Below are 19,482 nucleotides of genomic sequence, written 5' to 3'. Positions count from 1 at the left end.
CCGTCTTCGCTGGCAAGCCAGCTCCTACAGTAGATCTCCACTTGTAGGAGCTGGCTTGTCAGCGAAGAGGCCGGTGAGGGCGCCCTAGATTCTGAAACTACCCACCAACTGCTTCAACCGCGCCGCCTGCTGCTCAAGATCGGCACACGCGCGCAAGGTCGACTGCAGGTTCTCCACACCTTCCTGGTTCAGCGTGTTGATCTCGGTGATGTCGACGTTGATCGACTCCACCACGGCCGTCTGTTCTTCGGTCGCGGTGGCGACCGACTGGTTCATGCCATCGATCTCACCGATGCGCTGGGTCACGCTGCCCAGGCGTTCGCCCGCCAGGTTGGCGATACCGACGCTGCTTTCGCTCTGACGCTGGCTGTCGGTCATGATGCCCACCGCTGCCCGGGCGCCGACTTGCAGCTCTTCGATCATCGTTTGCACTTGCTGCGCCGAGTCCTGGGTGCGGTGAGCGAGGTTGCGCACCTCATCGGCCACCACGGCAAAACCACGACCGGCCTCGCCAGCACGCGCCGCTTCGATGGCGGCGTTCAGTGCCAGCAGGTTGGTTTGCTGGGAGATGCTGGTAATCACTTCCAGAATCTGTCCGATGTTGACCGTATTGCTGTTGAGGGTTTCGATGTTGCCGCACGAATCGCTGATCTTGGCCGACAGCTGCTGCATCGCCGCGATGGTTTTATCCACCACTTGCTGGCCGTCTTCGGCCAGGCTGCGGGCATCGCTGGAATGTTGCGAGGCCAGGGCGGCGTTCTGGGCGATTTCCTGGGCGGCGGCCCCGAGCTGGTTGATGGCCGCTGCCACGCTGCTGGTGCGCGAGGCTTGCTGGTCGGAGTTGAACATCGACGAGTTGGAGGCTGCGACCACGCGCAACGCCACCTCGTTGACCTGGCCGGTGGCCGAGGACACTTCGATGATCGAGGCATGAATGCGCTCGACGAAACGGTTGAACGACAGTCCCAGCGCGCCGAATTCGTCGTGGCCGTGAATGGTCAGGCGCTTGGTCAGGTCACCTTCGCCTTCGGCGATGTCATGCATGGCGCGACCCATGGTCAGCAGCGGCTGCATCAGCAGGCTGATGAGCATGCCCAGCAAGGCGATGATGATCACCACGGCAATCACCATGGCGATGATCGCCGAGGTGCGGAACTCGCTGAGCATCGAGAACGCCGTTTCCTGGTCGAGCACCAGCGCCACATACCAGTCCGCCGATGGCACGCCGTTGACGTGGGTGAACGAGATGAACTGGCGCTTGCCATCGATCTCGACTTCTTTCATGCCCGGGCTGACTTTGGGTGTGTCACTCGGATAGGCCTCGGCCAGGCTCTTGAGCACCAGCTTGCTGTCCGGGTGAATCAGGATCTTGCCGTCGGCACCGACGATGAACGCATGACCGTGGCCGCCGAAGTTCAGCGAATTGATGATAGCGCTGACGCTGGACAGGTCGATGTCGGCGCCGGCGACGCCGATCATCTGGCCCTGGTGCTGCACCGGGGTGGCCACGGTGATGACCAGCTTGCCGGAAGACGCGGCAATGTACGGTTCGGTGACGATGGTCTGTTGGGCGCTATTGGCCGCCTTGTACCAGCCACGGGCGCGTGGGTCGTAGTCCGCCGCGCGGTTGCCCGCCGGGACCGAGAACATTACGCCGTCGGTGCCACCGAAGTAGCTGAGCTGGAAATTGCCGGTGTAGGCGGGCAGGTCGATGATCCGTTTCAGGCCAGCGGGAGCATTGCCATCGGCGCTGATCTGTTGGGCCATCGACTGCAGCAATTGCATGCGGCTTTCCAGCCAGGTCTTGATGTTGCTGGTGGTCAGGCTGCCGAGTTCCTGCATCGAGGCTTCGGTACTGTTGTGCAAGGTTTCGCGCTGGCGATAGTCGTTGAACAGGATGAAACAAGCGAATGCGACGGCCACCACGAGGGCGGCAGCCAGCAAAATCTTGTGGCTGAACTTCATGTTTCTGGTCATGGATGAGCTACCGCAGAGGGTCTGGTCTACAAAAAGGGGGCAAATGCCAGCGAGATGACTTTGCGTTGCCTGTATGTCGACTGAGCGGCGCCAAAGATTAGGCGGATTTGCTGAAAAACGACGAAATGCTCGATTAACAAGGAAACTGGTTGATTTTCGGCAAAAGGTAGACGAGTGGCCCGACAAATAGCCTGCCGGGCACGGAACCTCACAGGGGTTTTCTCTTCTAAGCTTCAGCTTGGCAGCCATGCCAATCCCCTACGCCCCCCGGAGTTTCACCATGTCGTTGCGTTCCATCGCCCTGCTTTCGTTCTGCGTGTTGCTGGCTGCCTGCAGCAAGGTCAATCAGGAAAACTACTCGAAGCTCTCGTCCGGCATGGCCAAGGCCGATGTGGAAACCCTGTTGGGCAAACCCGCCGATTGTTCAGGCGCGCTCGGCATGTCCAGTTGCACCTGGGGCGACAAGAACAGCTTTATCAGCGTGCAGTTCGCCGGTGACAAAGTGCTGATGTTTTCCGGCCAAGGCCTGAAGTAAACCGGGGCGTTTGCCCACGGGAGAAAAATAATGAAGCAGTTATTGATCATCCTTTTTGCCGGCCTGATGTTGGCCGGCTGTGCCACGCCTGGCCATGACCCATTGGCCCCCAAGACTGTCAAAAGCGTCAACCTCAAGCGCTACCAGGGCACCTGGTACGAGCTGGCCCGCATGCCGATGTACTTCCAGCGCGACTGCGCGCAATCCGAAGCCCATTACACGCTCAAGCCTGACGGTAACGTAGCGGTGCTGAACCGCTGCCTGACGGCGCAGTGGCAATGGGAAGAGGTCAAGGGCACGGCTTTTCCACAGGAACCCGGCAAGAACGACAAGCTGTGGGTCGAATTCGATACCTGGTTCTCCAGGCTGATTCCGGGTACGGCGAAGGGCGAATACTGGGTGCTGTACGTCAGCGATGACTACAAGACCGCCATTGTCGGCGATCCAAGCCGGAAGTATTTGTGGTTGTTGTCGCGCACGCCGACCGTGAACGGTGTGGTGCGTGAGGAGCTGCTGAGCAAGGCGCGTCAGCAGGGTTACGACACCACTCGGCTGATCTGGCGGGCGTCGGAACAGCAGATGGCCGAGACCTCCAACTAAGCACATACCCTGTGTAGGAGCTGGCTTGCCAGCGAATGCGATTCGTCAGCCAACACATCTGTTGAACCTGATGACCGCTTTTTGTAGGAGCTGGCCTGCCAGCGAAGACGGTCCGTCGGCCCAACACATTTGTTGAATCTGATGGCCTCTTTTTGTAGGAGCTGGCTTGCCAGCGAAGACGGTCCGTCGGTCCAACACATTTGTTGAATCTGATGGCCTCTTCGCTGGCAAGCCAGCTCCTACAGGGTTTGGGTCAGCCCAGGAGTTCGCGCAGGACTTGAGTGAAGGCGCGATTGCTTTCTTCCTCATCAGCATGCCGCCCGTCGCGCACCACCCACTGGCCGTTCACCAACACGTCCCGCACCTGACGATCGCCACCGGCAAACAGCCAGCGGTTGAGAATCCCGTCGCCATTGGCTGTCGCCAGATATGGATCGTTGCCGTCCAGCACCAGCCAATCCGCGCGCTTGCCGACTTCCAGTGCACCAATCGGTTGCCCCAGCGCCTGAGCGCCGCCGTCCAGCGCTGCATCGAACAACGTGCGGCCGACCATTGGCTGATCCGCGGCATACAAGCGGTTACGCCGCTGGTCGCGCAGGCGCTGGCCGTATTCCAGCCAACGCAATTCTTCCACCACGCTCAACGACACATGGCTGTCGGAACCAATGCCCATGCGGCCGCCCTGGGCGAGGAAATCCACTGCCGGGAAGATCCCGTCCCCCAGGTTGGCTTCGGTGGTCAGGCACAGGCCGGCGATGGCGCGGCTCTTGGCCATCGACGTGACTTCTTCCGGGTTGGCGTGGGTCGCGTGGACCAGGCACCAGCGCTGATTGACTTCGATGTTTTCGTACAGCCATTGCAGCGGACGACGACCGCTCCAGGTCAGGCAGTCGTCGACTTCTTTCTGCTGCTCGGCGATGTGGATGTGCACCGGGCATTGCTTGTCGCTGGCCGCCAGCACTTCGCTGATCTGCTGCGGCGTGACCGCGCGCAGCGAGTGGAAGCACAGACCCAGGGCTTGCGCCGGTTGTTGTGCCAGGACCGGTTGCAGGCGCGATTGCAGCTTCAGGTAGTTTTCCGTGCTGTTGATAAAACGGCGCTGACCGTCGTTCGGCGCCTGGCCACCGAAACCGGAGTGGCTGTAGAGCACCGGCAGCAGGGTCAATCCGATACCCGCGGAGCTGGCAGCCTGGCTGATGCGCAGGGCCAGTTCGGCCGGATCCGCGTAAGGCTGACCATTGCTGTCGTGATGCACATAGTGAAATTCAGCCACCGAGGTGTACCCGGCCTTGAGCATTTCGATGTACAGCTGACGAGCGATGACGCCGAGTTGCTCCGGACTGATTTTTCCGACGAGACGATACATCAGGTCGCGCCAGGTCCAGAAACTGTCGTTCGGATTACCCGCCACTTCCGCCAGCCCGGCCATGGCCCGCTGGAAGGCGTGGGAGTGCAGATTCGGCATGCCCGGCAGCAGCGGGCCGCTCAACCGCTCGGCGCCATCTGCATGGGAATCGGCCTGGATATGGGTCAATACGCCGTCGGCGTTGACTTCAAGACGTACATTATTGGCCCATCCACTAGGCAGCAGCGCGCGTTCGGCAAAGAAGGCGGACATGGTTCAGCACCCCATCGTGTGTTATTTGTATATACATATACAGACGTTTGCCTGCCCGGTAAACTCCGGCAAGCTAGCAATCTCTTTTCAACGAACAAGGATTAACCGTGCCGACTCCGCCTCCAGTCTCTCCGTTGGCCGCGAACATGGGCGACAGTCCGGCGCCCTTGTACGCCCGCGTCAAACAGATGATCACCCAGCAAATCGACAGTGGAAACTGGCCGCCGCATTACCGCGTGCCGTCGGAAAGCGAGCTGGTCAGCCAGCTGGGCTTCAGTCGCATGACCATCAACCGCGCGCTGCGCGAGATGACTGCCGACGGTCTGCTGGTGCGCATGCAAGGCGTCGGTACGTTCGTCGCCGAGCCGAAAAGCCAGTCCGCACTGTTCGAAGTGCACAACATCGCTGATGAAATTGCCTCTCGCGGTCATCGCCACACCTGCAAGGTCATCACCCTTGAGGAAGAGGCCGCCGGCTCCGAGCGCGCCCTGGCCTTGGACATGCGCGAAGGGCAGAAGGTGTTCCACTCGCTGATCGTGCATTTCGAAAACGATATTCCGGTGCAAATCGAAGACCGTTTCGTCAATGCGCTGGTGGCGCCGGACTACCTCAAGCAGGACTTTACCCTGCAAACGCCCTACGCCTATCTCAACCAGGTCGCGCCGCTGACCGAAGGCGAGCATGTGGTCGAGGCAATCCTGGCCGAGCCGTCCGAGTGCAAGTTGCTGCAGATTGAAAAGGGCGAGCCGTGCCTGCTGATCCGTCGCCGCACCTGGTCCGGCCGCCAGCCAGTGACCGCTGCCCGCTTGATCCACCCCGGTTCCCGTCATCGTCTGGAAGGTCGGTTCCATAAATGAGTGAATTGAAAGTTTTACGCGCCAAAGATTACCCACGCATGCCGTGGAAAAACGGCGGCGGCAGCACCGAAGAAATCACCCGCGATGCCGGCACCGGCCTGGACGGGTTTGGCTGGCGCCTGTCGATTGCCGACATCGGTGAATCGGGTGGGTTTTCCACCTTCGCCGGTTACGAGCGGATCATCACCGTGTTGCAGGGCGACGGCATGACCTTGTCGGTTGATGGTCAGAGCACGCGGCCTCTGTTACCGCTGGACCCGTTTGCCTTCAGCGGTGAAAGCAAGGTGTCCTGCACCTTGCTCGGCGGGCCGATCCGCGATTTCAACCTGATCTACGCACCGCAGCGTTACAGCGCACGGCTGCAATGGCTGAGCGGTGAGCAGCGGTTTTTCAGCGAGGCCGGGACTGTGCTGGTGTTCAGCGTCAGCGATGCGCTTGAGGTGAAGGTCGGTAACAGTGCTTCGCAGCTGGGTCGTCATGATTGCCTGCAACTTGTCGGTAACACTGGCCTGCTGGAAGTCACCAGCAATACAGCCTGCTGCGTGATCGAACTTTCTGCACGCTAATACACCATCCCTGTAGGAGCGAGCTCGCTCGCGAAAAAACCAGATTCGCCGCTGGGCATCTGGTTCTACACGTTATCGTTCACGACCATCGCGAGCAAGCTCGCTCCTACAGGGAGCGTGGTTTGCCCGCGATGTTGTTTTATCCCTCAGATCGTTTCCCTCCGCGCACCACTTTGTTACCGAACGCCCCAGTGTGGCGCAAAACCACGCTCAAGTAACAACCCGCCTATCCTCCAAAATATCCCCTCGAAAAATTTCATCTACGCCAAAACCCTTGTTCCAGGCGCTCTGCAGCCGTTTCAGAATTTTTCTTGAATGCTCATCCGGCAAGTTGGCCGCTTGATTGCATATGCTTGTATGTACAAGTAAAGACGTATGTGTATGAGTCACGAGGACTCAACCATCGTCCACTGATTCGCCGGTGTGCACTGATGCCCATTGGCTTGCTCGCCCACTGCCTGGGTTGGTTTGGATTGATTGCTGAGGAGTTCTTTTCGTGACTGACAATAAACCTACTAAGTTTCGTGACGTTGAAATCCGTGCTGCCCGCGGTAACAAGCTGACCGCCAAGAGCTGGCTGACCGAAGCGCCGCTGCGCATGCTGATGAACAACCTCGATCCGGAAGTTGCCGAGAACCCTAAAGAACTGGTGGTTTACGGTGGTATCGGTCGTGCGGCACGTAACTGGGAATGCTACGACAAGATCGTCGAAAGCCTGACCAACCTGAACGACGACGAGACCCTGCTGGTGCAATCCGGCAAGCCGGTCGGCGTGTTCAAGACCCACAGCAACGCCCCGCGCGTGCTGATCGCCAACTCCAACCTGGTTCCGCACTGGGCGAGCTGGGAACACTTCAACGAACTGGACGCCAAAGGCCTGGCCATGTACGGCCAGATGACCGCCGGCAGCTGGATCTACATCGGCAGCCAGGGCATCGTCCAGGGCACCTACGAAACCTTCGTTGAAGCCGGTCGCCAGCACTACAACGACAACCTGACCGGTAAGTGGGTACTGACCGCTGGCCTGGGCGGCATGGGTGGCGCTCAGCCTCTGGCTGCAACCCTGGCTGGCGCTTGCTCGCTGAACATCGAATGCCAGCAGGTCAGCATCGATTTCCGTCTGAAAAGCCGTTATGTCGACGAGCAAGCCAAAGACCTCGACGACGCGCTGGCCCGCATCGCCAAATACACCAAAGAAGGCAAAGCGATTTCCATCGCCCTGCTGGGCAACGCGGCAGAAATCCTGCCGGAACTGGTCCGTCGCGGTGTGCGTCCGGACATGGTCACCGACCAGACCAGCGCCCACGACCCGCTCAACGGCTACCTGCCGGCTGGCTGGACCTGGGAAGAGTACCGCGCTCGTGCCAAGACCGAGCCGGCAGCTGTGATCAAAGCCGCCAAGCAATCGATGGCCGTGCACGTCAAGGCGATGCTGGAATTCCAGAAGCAAGGCATCCCGACCTTCGACTACGGCAACAACATCCGCCAGATGGCGCAAGAAGAAGGCGTGGAAAACGCATTCGACTTCCCTGGCTTCGTACCGGCCTACATCCGTCCGCTGTTCTGCCGTGGTATCGGCCCGTTCCGTTGGGCGGCTCTGTCGGGCAACGCTGAAGACATCTACAAGACTGACGCAAAAGTAAAAGAACTGATCCCGGACGACGCCCACCTGCACAACTGGCTGGACATGGCCCGTGAGCGCATCAGCTTCCAGGGTCTGCCGGCACGTATCTGCTGGGTTGGCCTGGGCCTGCGTGCCAAGCTGGGCCTGGCGTTCAACGAAATGGTGCGTAGCGGCGAATTGTCCGCGCCAATCGTGATCGGTCGCGACCACCTGGACTCCGGTTCGGTATCGAGCCCGAACCGTGAAACCGAATCGATGCAGGACGGTTCCGACGCCGTGTCCGACTGGCCACTGCTCAACGCCCTGCTCAACACCGCGAGCGGCGCGACCTGGGTGTCCCTGCACCACGGCGGCGGCGTCGGCATGGGCTTCTCCCAGCACTCGGGCATGGTGATTGTCTGCGACGGTACTGACGAAGCGGCCGAGCGTATCGCTCGCGTACTGCACAACGACCCGGCCACCGGTGTCATGCGTCACGCCGATGCCGGTTACCAGATCGCCATCGACTGCGCCAAGGAACAAGGGCTGAACCTGCCGATGATTACCGGCAAATAAAACAGGCTTCGGCTTAACGCAAAAAAACCTGTAGGAGCCGGCTTGCTGGCGATTCAGACACCGCAAGGTGTCAGGCAAACCGCCATCGCCAGCAAGCCGGCTCCTACAGGGGTTGCTCCAACCAAGAATAACAATCCACAGAGGTTGAACCATGGCTGTTAACAGCGAACGTGCAGGCAACAAACCGTTGATCGAGAAACGCTCGATCGACTACATCCCGGAAGCGGAAAGACACGGTCGTCTGTTTAGCCAGTTCACCCTGTGGATGGGTGCCAACCTGCAAATCACCGCGATTGTCACCGGGGCCCTGGCCGTGGTGCTGGGCGGTGATGTGTTCTGGTCACTGATCGGTCTGTTGATCGGGCAACTGCTCGGCGGCGGGGTTATGGCGTTGCATGCGGCACAAGGTCCAAAGCTTGGCCTGCCGCAGATGATCTCCAGCCGGGTCCAGTTCGGCGTTTATGGCGCGGCCATCCCGATCGTGCTGGTCTGTCTGATGTACCTCGGTTTCACCGCAACGGGCACCGTACTTTCCGGCCAGGCGCTGGGCCAGTTGTTTGGCGTCAGTGACACCGTCGGCATCCTCCTTTTCGCCAGTGTCATCGTGCTGGTCACGGTGCTCGGTTATCGGGTGATCCATTGGATCGGCCGTGTTGCCAGCATCATTGGCGTGATTGCCTTTGTTTATCTGTTCAGCCGTCTGATGAGCCAGGTTGACGTTGGCGCACTGTTGCAAATCCGCCACTTCAGCTGGAGCAGTTTCTTGCTCGCGGTGTCGCTCGCGGCGTCCTGGCAGATCGCCTTCGGCCCTTATGTGGCTGACTATTCTCGCTACCTGCCGAGCAAGATTTCCGCGGTGAAAACTTTTTTTGCCGCTGGCGCAGGTTCGGTCATTGGTGCGCAGGTGGCGATGGTCCTCGGCGTGTTCGCTGCCGCTTCGGCCAACGGGCAATACGCCGGCCATGAAGTGGCGTACATCGTGGGTCTGGGTGGTACCGGTGCCACTGCTGCGCTGCTGTACTTCAGCATCGCGTTCGGCAAGGTCACCATCTCCACGCTGAACTCCTACGGCAGTTTCATGTGCATTGCGACCATCATCAGCGGTTTCCGTGGTGACCTGAAGGTAACGCGCTTGCAGCGTCTGGTCTTCGTGCTGGTCATCGTCGGTGCTGCGACCCTGATGGCGTTGCTCGGTCAGCACTCGTTCCTCGGCGCGTTCAAGTCTTTCATCCTGTTCCTGCTGGCGTTCTTTACCCCTTGGAGCGCGATCAACCTGGTGGACTACTACTGCATCACTCGCGAGCGCTATGACGTACCGGCGCTGGCCGATCCGAATGGTCGCTACGGTCGCTGGAACCTTCTCGGTATCAGCGTCTATGTGTTCGGTGTGCTGGTGCAACTGCCGTTCATCTCTACCAAGTTCTATACCGGTCCGCTGGTGGCGGCCCTGGGTGATGTGGATATTTCCTGGGTCATCGGCCTGGTGCTACCCGCAGCCCTGTATTACCTGTGTGCTAAAAAATGGCACGGCACAGTGCCTGATCAATTGATTCTGCCGGTCGAGCAGAACAGCGTTGTACAACCTAAAACAAGCGAAGCTGGTCGCGCTGCGGCGCAGGCCTGATTGGACGTGGACAGGGCTGGATGCCACTTGACTGCCGTAAGCCAATTCATGATTAGGAGCGTCACAACAATGAAATCGAACAAGACCCTGCTGACCACATTGCTTTCCATGGGCCTGCTGGCCAGCGCTGGCGCCACTCAGGCGGCAGGTTGGTGCGAGTCGGGCAAACCGGTGAAATTTGCCGGCCTGAACTGGGAAAGCGCCATGCTCCTGACCGACGTGCTGCAAGTCGTGCTGGAGAAAGGCTACGACTGCAAGACCGACAGCCTGCCGGGCAACTCCATCACCATGGAAAACGCCCTGAGCAGCAACGACATCCAGGTGTTTGCCGAAGAGTGGGTCGGCCGCAGCGAAGTCTGGAACAAGGCTGAGAAGGCCGGCAAAGTCGTCGGTGTCGGCGCGCCAGTGGTGGGCGCCGTCGAGGGCTGGTACGTACCGCGCTACGTGATTGAAGGCGACGCCAAGCGCAAGCTGGAAGCCAAGGCGCCAGACCTGAAGAACATTGCTGACCTGGGCAAGTACTCGGCGATTTTCAAGGACGCCGAAGAGCCCTCTAAGGGCCGTTTCTACAACTGCCCCGCTGGCTGGACCTGTGAGCTGGACAACAGCGAAATGCTCAAAAGCTACGGTCTGGAAAGCACCTACACCAACTTCCGCCCAGGCACCGGCCCGGCGCTGGATGCTGCCGTGCTGTCGAGCTACAAACGTGGCGAGCCGATCCTGTTCTACTACTGGTCGCCAACCCCGCTGATGGGCCAGGTCGACGTGGTCAAGCTGGAAGAGAAACCAGGCGTGGACAAGACCGTGACCATCAAGGTCGGCCTGTCCAAGACTTTCCACGAAGAAGCCCCGGAACTGGTGGCCGTGCTGGAAAAGGTCAACCTGCCGATCGACCTGCTGAACCAGAACCTGGGACGCATGACCAAAGAGCGGATCGAGTCGCCAAAACTGGCCAAGATCTTCTTGAAGGAACATCCTGAAGTCTGGCACGCATGGGTGAGCGACGACGCAGCCAAGAAAATCGACGCGGCCTTGTAGGTTGGGCCTCTCCGGCTGCCGGTAGCGGCAGTCGGATGCTTGATCACAACCCCTTGATTGAGAGTCTCTTATGTTTCCCGAAAGCTTTACCTTTTCCATCGCCGACTGGGTCAACAGTTGGGTCGATTCGCTGGTTACCAACTACGGCGACGTGTTCCGGCACATCTCCGATACCCTGTTGTGGGCCATCGTCAATCTTGAAGGGCTGCTGCGCGCAGCGCCCTGGTGGCTGATGCTGGCGATCGTGGCGGGCGTGGCCTGGCACGCGACCCGTAAAGTCGTGACCACGGCAGTGATCGTCGGGCTGCTGTTCCTGGTGGGTGCGGTCGGCCTCTGGGACAAGCTGATGCAGACCCTGGCGCTGATGATGGTAGCGACGATCATCTCGGTGCTGATCGGCATTCCGCTGGGCATTCTCTCGGCACGCAGCAATCGCCTGCGTTCGGTGCTGATGCCGTTGCTGGACATCATGCAGACCATGCCGAGCTTCGTGTACCTGATCCCGGTGCTGATGCTGTTTGGCCTGGGCAAGGTTCCGGCAATTTTCGCCACGGTGATCTACGCCGCGCCACCGCTGATCCGCCTGACCGATCTGGGCATTCGCCAGGTCGACGGTGAAGTGATGGAAGCGATCAACGCCTTCGGTGCCAACCGCTGGCAGCAACTGTTCGGCGTGCAATTGCCGCTGGCCCTGCCGAGCATCATGGCCGGGATCAACCAGACCACCATGATGGCCCTGTCGATGGTGGTGATCGCCTCGATGATCGGTGCCCGTGGCTTGGGTGAAGACGTGCTGGTGGGGATTCAGACCCTCAACGTCGGACGTGGTCTTGAAGCCGGCCTGGCGATCGTGATTCTGGCTGTAGTGATCGACCGCATTACACAGGCGTATGGTCGCGCACGGCATGAGGTGAGCAAATGAACAACGCAACCGTGAGCAAGATCGAAGTCAAGAACGTCTTCAAGATATTCGGCAACCGTGCCAAGGACGCGCTGGCCATGGTCGGCCAGGGCAAGACCAAGGACCAGGTGCTGGCCGAAACCGGCTGCGTGGTCGGCGTGAACGACCTGTCGCTGAGCATTGGCAGCGGCGAGATCTTCGTGATCATGGGTCTTTCGGGATCCGGCAAGTCGACCCTGGTGCGCCACTTCAACCGTCTGATCGACCCGACCAGTGGCGCGATCCTGGTGGACGGCGTGGACATCCTGCAATACGACATGGAAGCCCTGCGCGAATTTCGTCGGCGCAAGATCAGCATGGTGTTCCAGAGCTTCGGCCTGCTGCCGCACAAGACTGTGGTGGAGAACGTCGCCTACGGCCTGAAAATCCGTGGCGAAAGCAAAGCCATGTGCGCCGAGCGTGCGCTGCACTGGATCAACACCGTGGGCCTAAAGGGCTACGAAAACAAATACCCGCACCAGCTCTCCGGCGGCATGCGTCAGCGTGTGGGCCTGGCCCGCGCCCTGGCGGCGGACACCGACATCATCCTGATGGACGAAGCGTTCAGCGCCCTCGACCCGCTGATCCGCGCGGAGATGCAGGATCAGTTGCTGGAACTGCAAAAGACCCTGCACAAGACCATCGTTTTCATCACTCACGACCTCGACGAGGCCGTGCGCATCGGCAACCGCATCGCGATCCTCAAGGACGGCCGCCTGATCCAGGTCGGCACGCCGAGAGAGATCCTGCATTCGCCGGCGGATGAGTATGTCGACCGCTTTGTGCAGCGTCGGGCGGCGGTGGTTTAAAAGGTTTGTATCGGCTGTGCTGACCTCTTCGCCGGCAAGCCGGCTCCTACAGTGCGTGCGCAACCCTGTAGGAGCTGGCTTGCCAGCGAAGGGGCCAGTAAAGCTGCATCAATATTCAGGTTTGTACGCACGAGGTTAATGATGTCCCAGGCCGAAAAAATCCTTATCACCGAGGCGCAGGTCACTTGGCGGGATGTGGTCGCCGTGGCGCGTCATGGCGCACAGCTTGAGCTGTCGGCGCCGATCTGGGCGCGTATCGAAAATGCCCAGGCCATCGTCCAGCGCATCGTCACCAGCGGCGAACGTGCCTACGGCATCAACACGGGCCTGGGCGCGCTGTGCAACGTCTCGCTGCAGGACGAACAACTCAGCCAGTTGTCGCGCAATACCTTGCTCAGCCACGCCTGTGGCGTTGGTGCGGTATTGAGCGACGAGCAGACCCGCTCGATCATGTGCGCGGCCATCGTCAATTACAGCCACGGTAAATCCGGCCTGCACCGTCAGGTCGTCGAAGCACTGCTGGCACTGCTCAACCGTGGTATCACCCCGCAAGTGCCGTCCCAGGGTTCCGTGGGCTACCTGACCCACATGGCGCACATCGGCATCGCGCTGCTGGGTGTTGGCAATGTCAGCTATCGCGGTCAGGTGGTTTCCGCGCAGCAGGCCCTCGCCGAAGAAGGCCTGCAACCGGTTCGCCTTGGCGCCAAGGACGGTTTGTGCCTGGTCAACGGTACGCCCTGCATGACCGGCCTGAGCTGCCTGGCGATTGCCGATGCCACGCGCCTGCTGGAATGGGCCGACGTGATTGGCGCCATGAGCTTTGAAGCCCAGCGCGGTCAGATTGACGCCTTCGACCCCGAGATCATTGCGCTCAAGCCGCACCCGGGCATGCAACAGGTCGGGATCAATCTGCGGGCCTTGCTCGATGGCAGCGAAGTGATCGCCCAGAGCAAAGGCATTCGCACGCAAGATGCCCTGAGCATCCGTTCGATCCCGCAGGTGCACGGCGCCGCTCGCGACCAATTGGTACACGCGATCAGGCAAATCGAAACCGAACTCAACGGTGCCACCGACAACCCGCTGGTGCTGGGCACCGCTGACAATTACCGCGTGGTGTCCCAGGCCAACCCTCATGGCCAGTCCGTGGCATTGGCGGCGGACCTGCTGGCGATTGCCATGGCGGAAATCGGCTCCATCGCCGAGCGCCGCCTGGACCGTTTGATCAACCCGCACGTTAGTGGTCTGCCGGCCTTCCTGGTGGCCAACCCGGGAGTAAACTCGGGGATGATGATCGTGCAATACGTGGCTGCTTCGCTGTGCGCGGAGAACCGTCAACTGGCGCAACCGGCGGTGCTGGATAACTACGTGACATCGGGCCTGCAGGAAGATCACCTGAGCCTGGGCACCAACGCCGCGCTGAAGCTGCACCGCGCCCTGGAAAACTGCACGCAGATTCTCGCCATCGAGTACCTGCTGGCGGCCCAGGCGTTCGAATTCCTCAAGGAGCAACGTTTTGGCGCCGGCACCGATGCGGCGTGGCGTCTGCTTCGTGAGCGCGTTCCGGCTTACGACCAGGATCGCTGGCTGGCACCGGACATCGCCGCTGCTGCGAGCGTTTTGAAAGACCCGGCCTTGCTGCAGAAAGCTTTGCCGAATTTGAACTGATTTCCACACAACACCAACGTGCCAAGGCGCGGCTCCCCAAAAGGCAGACGCGACGGACAACGGACAACTCCGGAGCGTCTGGTGAGTTAATGACAACTCTCAAAAGGAGCACAAAATGACTGCGCTAAACCTGATCCCCGGCCAACTGAGCCTCGCCCAACTGCGTGACGTCTATCAGCAGCCGGTGAAACTGACCCTCGACCACAGCGCCGCGGCCCAGATCGAGGCCAGCGTGGCCTGCGTGGAACAGATCCTCGCCGAGAACCGCACCGCCTACGGGATCAACACCGGTTTCGGCCTGCTGGCCTCGACCCGCATCGCCAGCGAAGACCTGGAAAACCTGCAGCGTTCGCTGGTGCTGTCCCATGCCGCCGGTGTCGGCCAGCCGATCAGCGACGAGCTGGTGCGCCTGATCATGGTGCTCAAGGTCAACAGCCTGAGCCGGGGTTTCTCCGGCATCCGCCGCGTGGTGATCGATGCGCTGATCGCCCTGATCAACGCCGAGGTGTACCCGCACATTCCATTGAAAGGCTCGGTCGGTGCCTCCGGTGACCTGGCGCCGTTGGCGCACATGTCGCTGGTGCTGCTGGGCGAGGGCAAGGCGCGCTACAAGGGCGAGTGGATGGAAGCCACCGAAGCGCTGAAAGTCGCCGGCCTGACCCCGCTGACCCTGGCCGCGAAAGAAGGCCTGGCCCTGCTCAATGGCACCCAGGTGTCCACCGCGTTCGCCCTGCGCGGCCTGTTCGAAGGTGAAGACCTGTTCGCCGGCGCCCTGGCCCTCGGCGGCCTGACCGTTGAAGCGGTGCTGGGTTCGCGTTCGCCGTTCGACGCGCGCATCCACGCCGCCCGTGGCCAGAAAGGCCAGATCGACGCCGCCGCCGCTTACCGCGATCTGCTGGGCGAGCGCAGCGAAGTCTCCGACTCCCACGAGAATTGCGAAAAGGTCCAGGATCCGTACTCCCTGCGCTGCCAGCCGCAAGTCATGGGCGCCTGCCTGACCCAGTTCCGTCAGGCCGCCGAAGTGCTGGCCATCGAAGCCAACGCTGTCTCCGACAACCCGCTGGTGTTCGCCGCCGAAGGCGACGTGATCTCCGGCGGCAACTTCCACGCCGAGCCGGTGGCCATGGCCGCCGACAACATGGCCCTGGCCATCGCCGAAATCGGTTCCCTGAGCGAGCGCCGTATCTCGCTGATGATGGACAAGCACATGTCGCAACTGCCGCCGTTCCTGGTGGCCAACGGCGGCGTGAACTCCGGCTTCATGATCGCCCAGGTCACCGCGGCGGCCCTGGCCAGCGAGAACAAGGCGCTGTCCCATCCGCATTCGGTGGACAGCCTGCCGACCTCGGCCAACCAGGAAGACCACGTCTCGATGGCCCCGGCGGCGGGCAAGCGCCTGTGGGAAATGGCCGAGAACACCCGCGGGATTCTCGCCGTGGAATGGCTGGCCGCGGCTCAGGGCCTGGACCTGCGCAATGGCCTGAAGACTTCGCCGAAACTGGAACAGGCTCGCGCCATCCTGCGTAACGAAGTGCCGTTCTATGAGAAGGACCGCTTCTTTGCGCCGGACATCAACGCGGCGACCGAGTTGTTGGCGTCGCGCTGCCTGAATGAGCTGGTGACGGCGAAGTTGCTGCCGAGCCTGTGATGGCCCCTTCGCTGGCAAGCCAGCTCCTACAGGGGGTGCGCTGAACCTGTGGGAGCTGGCTTGCCAGCGATTCGATTTTGCATCGAACAAGAATAAATAAGGACGAGCAATGCATCAGCCAGCAAAAGGTTTGAAACGAGGGCTCTCTGCCCGACATATTCGCTTCATGGCACTGGGGTCGGCGATCGGCACCGGGCTGTTCTACGGTTCTGCCTCGGCCATTCAAATGGCTGGCCCCGCGGTCCTGCTCGCTTACCTGATCGGTGGCGCGGCGGTGTTCATGGTCATGCGCGCCCTCGGCGAGATGGCCGTGCACAACCCGGTGGCCGGCTCGTTCGGCCAGTACGCCAGCACCTATCTGGGGCCGATGGCGGGCTTCATCCTCGGTTGGACCTACGCGTTTGAAATGGTCATCGTCGGCATGGCCGACGTGACGGCGTTCGGCATTTACATGGGGTTCTGGTTCCCGGAAGTCTCGCGCTGGATCTGGGTGCTGGGCATCGTCTCGGTGGTCGGCGGCTTGAACCTGTGCAACGTCAAGGTCTTCGGTGAAATGGAGTTCTGGCTGTCGTTGCTCAAGGTTGCGGCCATCGTTGCGATGATCCTGGGCGGCTTCGGCATCATGCTGTTTGGTATCAGCAGTGCGCCGGGTGCCCAGGCGACGGATATCAGCAACCTCTGGACCCAGGGCGGTTTCATGCCCAATGGCGTGGGCGGTCTGATCGCCTCGTTTGCGGTGGTGATGTTTGCCTTTGGTGGCATTGAAATCATCGGCGTTACCGCCGGTGAGGCCAAGGACCCACAGCATGTGCTGCCGAGGGCAATCAATGCCGTGCCGTTGCGTATTCTGTTGTTCTACGTGTTGACGATGCTGGTGTTGATGTCGATCTTTCCGTGGCAGCAGATCGGCAGCCAGGGCAGCCCGTTCGTACAGATTTTCGACAACCTGGGCATCAGCTCGGCGGCCACTATCCTCAACATCGTGGTGATCTCGGCGGCAGTGTCGGCCATCAACAGTGACATCTTCGGTGCGGGTCGCATGATGTATGGCCTGGCTCAGCAAGGGCACGCCCCGAAAGGCTTCGCCCGCTTGTCGCGCAATGGCGTACCGTGGCTGACGGTGGTTGTGATGAGCTGTGCGCTGCTGCTGGGCGTGTTGCTGAACTACCTGATCCCGGAAAACGTTTTTCTGCTGATCGCCTCCATCGCGACCTTTGCCACGGTGTGGGTCTGGCTGATGATTCTGTTGACCCAGGTGGCCATGCGTCGCTCCATGAGTGCCGAGCAGGTTGCGCAACTGAAGTTCCCGGTGCCGTTCTGGCCCTATGCGCCGATGGCGGCGATTGCCTTCATGCTGTTCGTCTTCGGTGTGCTGGGCTATTTCCCGGACACACAGGCTGCGTTGATCGTCGGCGTGGTCTGGATCGTGTTGCTGGTGCTGGCCTACCTGACGTGGGTAAAACCGATGGCAGGACAGGCGGCCCTGATTTCCAAGGAGTCCCCCCTCTCTCAGCGTTAATCTGATTTGAGTGAGCTGCGAGTGAAACTGGCCGGCTGACATTTGTCAGCCGGCCAGTTTCATTTTCAAGGCATCGCCAAACGATAACGGCATCACTTTTTCGGTGGTTTACCGCTGGTTGGGATGTGCAGGTACGACATCACGCTTTCTGTCAGTTCGGTCGCCAGTTTGACTGCTTCTTTGTTGCGCGCCATCACACCGGCGACCAACCCTTCGATCAAGGCGAGCATGGCGATGTTGGAACTGGTCAACACCGGATGATCGCAAGGCGCAAACAGCACATGCTCGGCAATGCCGGTTAGCGGCGAGGCGGGTGAGTCGGTAATTGCCAGCACCGACGCGCCACGTTCATTGGCGAAACGTGCCAGTTGCAGGGTGTCGAGGGAGTAGCGTGGCAGGGAGATCGCCAGCAACACGTCCTGATCGGTGATCGCGGCCAGTCGGTACGCGGCATTTTCGTTGCCGCCTTCCATGCTGATAGCGGTGGCGTCGGCGCAGAAGGGCATCAGGGTCGAGGCGGCGAGGCCGGCGAAGTAAACACTGTTGCCGAACCCCAGGATATAAATCTTGCGCGCGGTGGTCAGGCGCGTGACGAACGCTTCAAAGGTGTCGGCGTGGTTGTTGGTCGCCGCCGTGGCCAGGTTGCTGCTGGCGCTCTGGATTTGCTCATGCAGGCCAAATGCACCGCCCGGGCGATGGGCCAGTTCGTTGCGTAGCTTGTCGACCGGCGACACCATCTGCTGCAGTGTCGCGACCAGTTCGGCCTTCATGCCGGTGTAACCACCGAGGTTCAACGCCTTGGCCAAACGGTTGACGGCGGCGGGTGAGGTCGAGGTTTCGTGAGCCATTTCCTCGATGGTCAGCGTCGCGGCTTTCAACGGGTGACGCAGGATAAAGTCTGCCACCTTGCGCAGTGACGGCGGCAACTCGGAAACGATTTCCGTCAGTTTGCGCATGACCGGTGCGGCGTAGACCGTGGTGTCTCTGGATGGGGTTGGCATATCCGGCTCAACGGTTCCTGAAGGTGGGAGAAGGGCTGTGCCTGATGCCCTGACAAGGTTGGCTGGAGTGTATCTGAAGCCAACCCGGTCAGGGCAGCGCAGCGCAATCGATCGCTGAACAGCGGACTACTTCAGGCTCCCGGCCAGAAACTGCTGAAGGCGCTCGGACTGTGGATTGACCAGCACTTCACGCGGGTCGCCGCGTTCTTCGACCAGGCCCTTGTGCAGGAACACCAGTTGGTTGGAGACCTCGCGGGCAAAACCCATTTCGTGGGTCACGACCACCATGGTGCGACCCTCGAGTGCCAGGTCCTGCATGACCTTGAGCACTTCACCCACCAGTTCGGGGTCGAGGGCCGAGGTTGGCTCATCGAACAACATCACCTCCGGCTCCATCGCCAGTGCGCGGGCAATCGCCACGCGCTGCTGTTCGCCACCCGACATATGGGCGGGCCAGGCATCCTTGCGGTGCGCCACCCCGACTTTGTTCAGGTAGTGCTCAGCCTTTTCCCGAGCCTCTTTCTTGCCCAGGCCCAGCACATGCACGGGGGCCTCCATGACATTCTCCAGGGCACTCATGTGCGACCAGAGGTTGAAGTGCTGAAACACCATCGACAGGCGTGAACGCATGCGTTGCAACTGCCTGGGCTCGGCAGCCTTGAGCCCGCCGAGTTTGTTGGCCACCAGTTTGAGCGGTTCGCCGTTGAGCACAATGTTGCCGGCGTTGGGCTGCTCCAGCAGGTTGATGCAGCGCAGGAAGGTGCTTTTGCCCGAGCCACTGGAGCCAATGATGCTGATCACGTCACCGGCCTGGGCTTGCAGGGATATGCCCTTGAGCACCTGGTGGTCGCCGTAGCTTTTGTGCAGGTCCTGAATTTCAAGTTTGTACATGGTTTGAACTCTCTG

Annotated in this window: 16 protein-coding genes and 1 pseudogene; 12 read left to right on the top strand and 5 right to left on the bottom strand. The window is 60.7% G+C overall.

Translation table 11 applies throughout. The features are described from left to right. Window positions 1-84: 84 nt before the first annotated feature. Window positions 85-849: a methyl-accepting chemotaxis protein gene (locus PMI31_RS31880; RefSeq protein ID WP_443217012.1), complete on the bottom strand. Its 765-nt coding sequence runs from the start codon at window positions 847-849 to the stop codon at window positions 85-87. Window positions 850-939: 90 nt separating this feature from the next. Further along, a pseudogene (locus PMI31_RS31875) lies at window positions 940-1,965 on the bottom strand (HAMP domain-containing protein); the annotation flags it as partial. 292 nt (window positions 1,966-2,257) lie between these two features. Between PMI31_RS31875 and PMI31_RS15045 the strand changes: the two are divergent. Then, entirely contained in the window at window positions 2,258-2,512 is a 255-nt protein-coding gene (locus PMI31_RS15045) for a hypothetical protein (RefSeq protein WP_008018937.1), read from the top strand. Window positions 2,513-2,542: 30 nt separating this feature from the next. Further along, complete coding sequence (locus tag PMI31_RS15040; protein WP_008018935.1) at window positions 2,543-3,112, top strand: lipocalin family protein; 570 nt, start codon at window positions 2,543-2,545, stop codon at window positions 3,110-3,112. Between the two features lie 253 nt (window positions 3,113-3,365). Here PMI31_RS15040 and PMI31_RS15035 read toward each other — a convergent pair whose 3' ends face one another. Next, window positions 3,366-4,730: a formimidoylglutamate deiminase gene (locus tag PMI31_RS15035; protein ID WP_008018933.1), complete on the bottom strand. Its 1,365-nt coding sequence runs from the start codon at window positions 4,728-4,730 to the stop codon at window positions 3,366-3,368. 146 nt (window positions 4,731-4,876) lie between these two features. On the opposite strand from PMI31_RS15035, the gene hutC reads away from it, so the two are divergent. The 10 genes from hutC to PMI31_RS14985 all read left to right on the top strand — a co-directional run bounded on the left by hutC (window position 4,877) and on the right by PMI31_RS14985 (window position 17,575). Then, window positions 4,877-5,587: a histidine utilization repressor gene (gene hutC / locus PMI31_RS15030; protein WP_162135916.1), complete on the top strand. Its 711-nt coding sequence runs from the start codon at window positions 4,877-4,879 to the stop codon at window positions 5,585-5,587. Further along, window positions 5,584-6,153, top strand: a complete 570-nt coding sequence (locus tag PMI31_RS15025; RefSeq protein WP_008018931.1) for a HutD/Ves family protein — start codon at window positions 5,584-5,586, stop codon at window positions 6,151-6,153. Before hutC ends, PMI31_RS15025 begins: the two co-directional genes overlap by 4 nt. Window positions 6,154-6,649: 496 nt before the next feature. After that, window positions 6,650-8,332, top strand: coding sequence for a urocanate hydratase (gene hutU / locus PMI31_RS15020; protein WP_008018930.1), 1,683 nt, complete (start codon window positions 6,650-6,652; stop codon window positions 8,330-8,332). Between the two features lie 151 nt (window positions 8,333-8,483). Further along, entirely contained in the window at window positions 8,484-9,956 is a 1,473-nt protein-coding gene (locus PMI31_RS15015; RefSeq protein ID WP_008018929.1) for a purine-cytosine permease family protein, read from the top strand. 69 nt (window positions 9,957-10,025) lie between these two features. Continuing rightward, window positions 10,026-10,994 (top strand): ABC transporter substrate-binding protein, encoded by a 969-nt coding sequence (locus PMI31_RS15010; RefSeq protein ID WP_008018928.1) that lies wholly within the window; start codon window positions 10,026-10,028, stop codon window positions 10,992-10,994. 70 nt (window positions 10,995-11,064) lie between these two features. Further along, window positions 11,065-11,916, top strand: coding sequence for an ABC transporter permease (locus PMI31_RS15005; protein WP_008018927.1), 852 nt, complete (start codon window positions 11,065-11,067; stop codon window positions 11,914-11,916). Beyond that, window positions 11,913-12,743, top strand: coding sequence for a quaternary amine ABC transporter ATP-binding protein (locus PMI31_RS15000; RefSeq protein ID WP_008018926.1), 831 nt, complete (start codon window positions 11,913-11,915; stop codon window positions 12,741-12,743). The genes PMI31_RS15005 and PMI31_RS15000 overlap by 4 nt, the downstream gene beginning before the upstream one ends. 141 nt (window positions 12,744-12,884) lie before the next feature. Further along, entirely contained in the window at window positions 12,885-14,408 is a 1,524-nt protein-coding gene (gene hutH / locus PMI31_RS14995) for a histidine ammonia-lyase (protein ID WP_008018925.1), read from the top strand. A gap of 115 nt (window positions 14,409-14,523) precedes the next feature. Then, window positions 14,524-16,056, top strand: coding sequence for a histidine ammonia-lyase (gene hutH, locus PMI31_RS14990; protein WP_008018924.1), 1,533 nt, complete (start codon window positions 14,524-14,526; stop codon window positions 16,054-16,056). 109 nt (window positions 16,057-16,165) lie between these two features. After that, window positions 16,166-17,575 carry an amino acid permease gene (locus PMI31_RS14985; RefSeq protein ID WP_008018923.1) on the top strand — a complete coding sequence of 470 codons (1,410 nt, stop codon included), beginning with the start codon at window positions 16,166-16,168 and terminating at the stop codon, window positions 17,573-17,575. A 92-nt stretch (window positions 17,576-17,667) separates the two neighbouring features. Here PMI31_RS14985 and PMI31_RS14980 read toward each other — a convergent pair whose 3' ends face one another. Further along, complete coding sequence (locus tag PMI31_RS14980; protein WP_008018921.1) at window positions 17,668-18,576, bottom strand: MurR/RpiR family transcriptional regulator; 909 nt, start codon at window positions 18,574-18,576, stop codon at window positions 17,668-17,670. A gap of 126 nt (window positions 18,577-18,702) precedes the next feature. Beyond that, a complete protein-coding gene (locus PMI31_RS14975; RefSeq protein WP_008018920.1) occupies window positions 18,703-19,467 on the bottom strand; it encodes an ABC transporter ATP-binding protein in 765 nt (254 codons plus the stop codon). Window positions 19,468-19,482: the final 15 nt, after the last annotated feature.

The sequence above is a fragment of the Pseudomonas sp. GM55 genome, assembly GCF_000282395.1.
In the GTDB taxonomy this organism is placed as follows: domain Bacteria; phylum Pseudomonadota; class Gammaproteobacteria; order Pseudomonadales; family Pseudomonadaceae; genus Aquipseudomonas; species Aquipseudomonas fluorescens_CC.
The sequence above is the reverse complement of the archived record's forward strand: the minus strand, read 5'-3'. Positions and strand labels throughout refer to the sequence as shown.

Coding starts and splice junctions, on each gene's coding strand:
- PMI31_RS31880 (WP_443217012.1), bottom strand. CDS start 849: ATGTTCAACTCCGACCAGCAAGCCTCGCGCACCAGCAGCGTGGCAGCG.
- PMI31_RS15045 (WP_008018937.1), top strand. CDS start 2,258: ATGTCGTTGCGTTCCATCGCCCTGCTTTCGTTCTGCGTGTTGCTGGCT.
- PMI31_RS15040 (WP_008018935.1), top strand. CDS start 2,543: ATGAAGCAGTTATTGATCATCCTTTTTGCCGGCCTGATGTTGGCCGGC.
- PMI31_RS15035 (WP_008018933.1), bottom strand. CDS start 4,730: ATGTCCGCCTTCTTTGCCGAACGCGCGCTGCTGCCTAGTGGATGGGCC.
- hutC (WP_162135916.1), top strand. CDS start 4,877: ATGGGCGACAGTCCGGCGCCCTTGTACGCCCGCGTCAAACAGATGATC.
- PMI31_RS15025 (WP_008018931.1), top strand. CDS start 5,584: ATGAGTGAATTGAAAGTTTTACGCGCCAAAGATTACCCACGCATGCCG.
- PMI31_RS15015 (WP_008018929.1), top strand. CDS start 8,484: ATGGCTGTTAACAGCGAACGTGCAGGCAACAAACCGTTGATCGAGAAA.
- PMI31_RS15010 (WP_008018928.1), top strand. CDS start 10,026: ATGAAATCGAACAAGACCCTGCTGACCACATTGCTTTCCATGGGCCTG.
- PMI31_RS15005 (WP_008018927.1), top strand. CDS start 11,065: ATGTTTCCCGAAAGCTTTACCTTTTCCATCGCCGACTGGGTCAACAGT.
- PMI31_RS15000 (WP_008018926.1), top strand. CDS start 11,913: ATGAACAACGCAACCGTGAGCAAGATCGAAGTCAAGAACGTCTTCAAG.
- hutH (WP_008018925.1), top strand. CDS start 12,885: ATGTCCCAGGCCGAAAAAATCCTTATCACCGAGGCGCAGGTCACTTGG.
- hutH (WP_008018924.1), top strand. CDS start 14,524: ATGACTGCGCTAAACCTGATCCCCGGCCAACTGAGCCTCGCCCAACTG.
- PMI31_RS14985 (WP_008018923.1), top strand. CDS start 16,166: ATGCATCAGCCAGCAAAAGGTTTGAAACGAGGGCTCTCTGCCCGACAT.
- PMI31_RS14980 (WP_008018921.1), bottom strand. CDS start 18,576: ATGCCAACCCCATCCAGAGACACCACGGTCTACGCCGCACCGGTCATG.
- PMI31_RS14975 (WP_008018920.1), bottom strand. CDS start 19,467: ATGTACAAACTTGAAATTCAGGACCTGCACAAAAGCTACGGCGACCAC.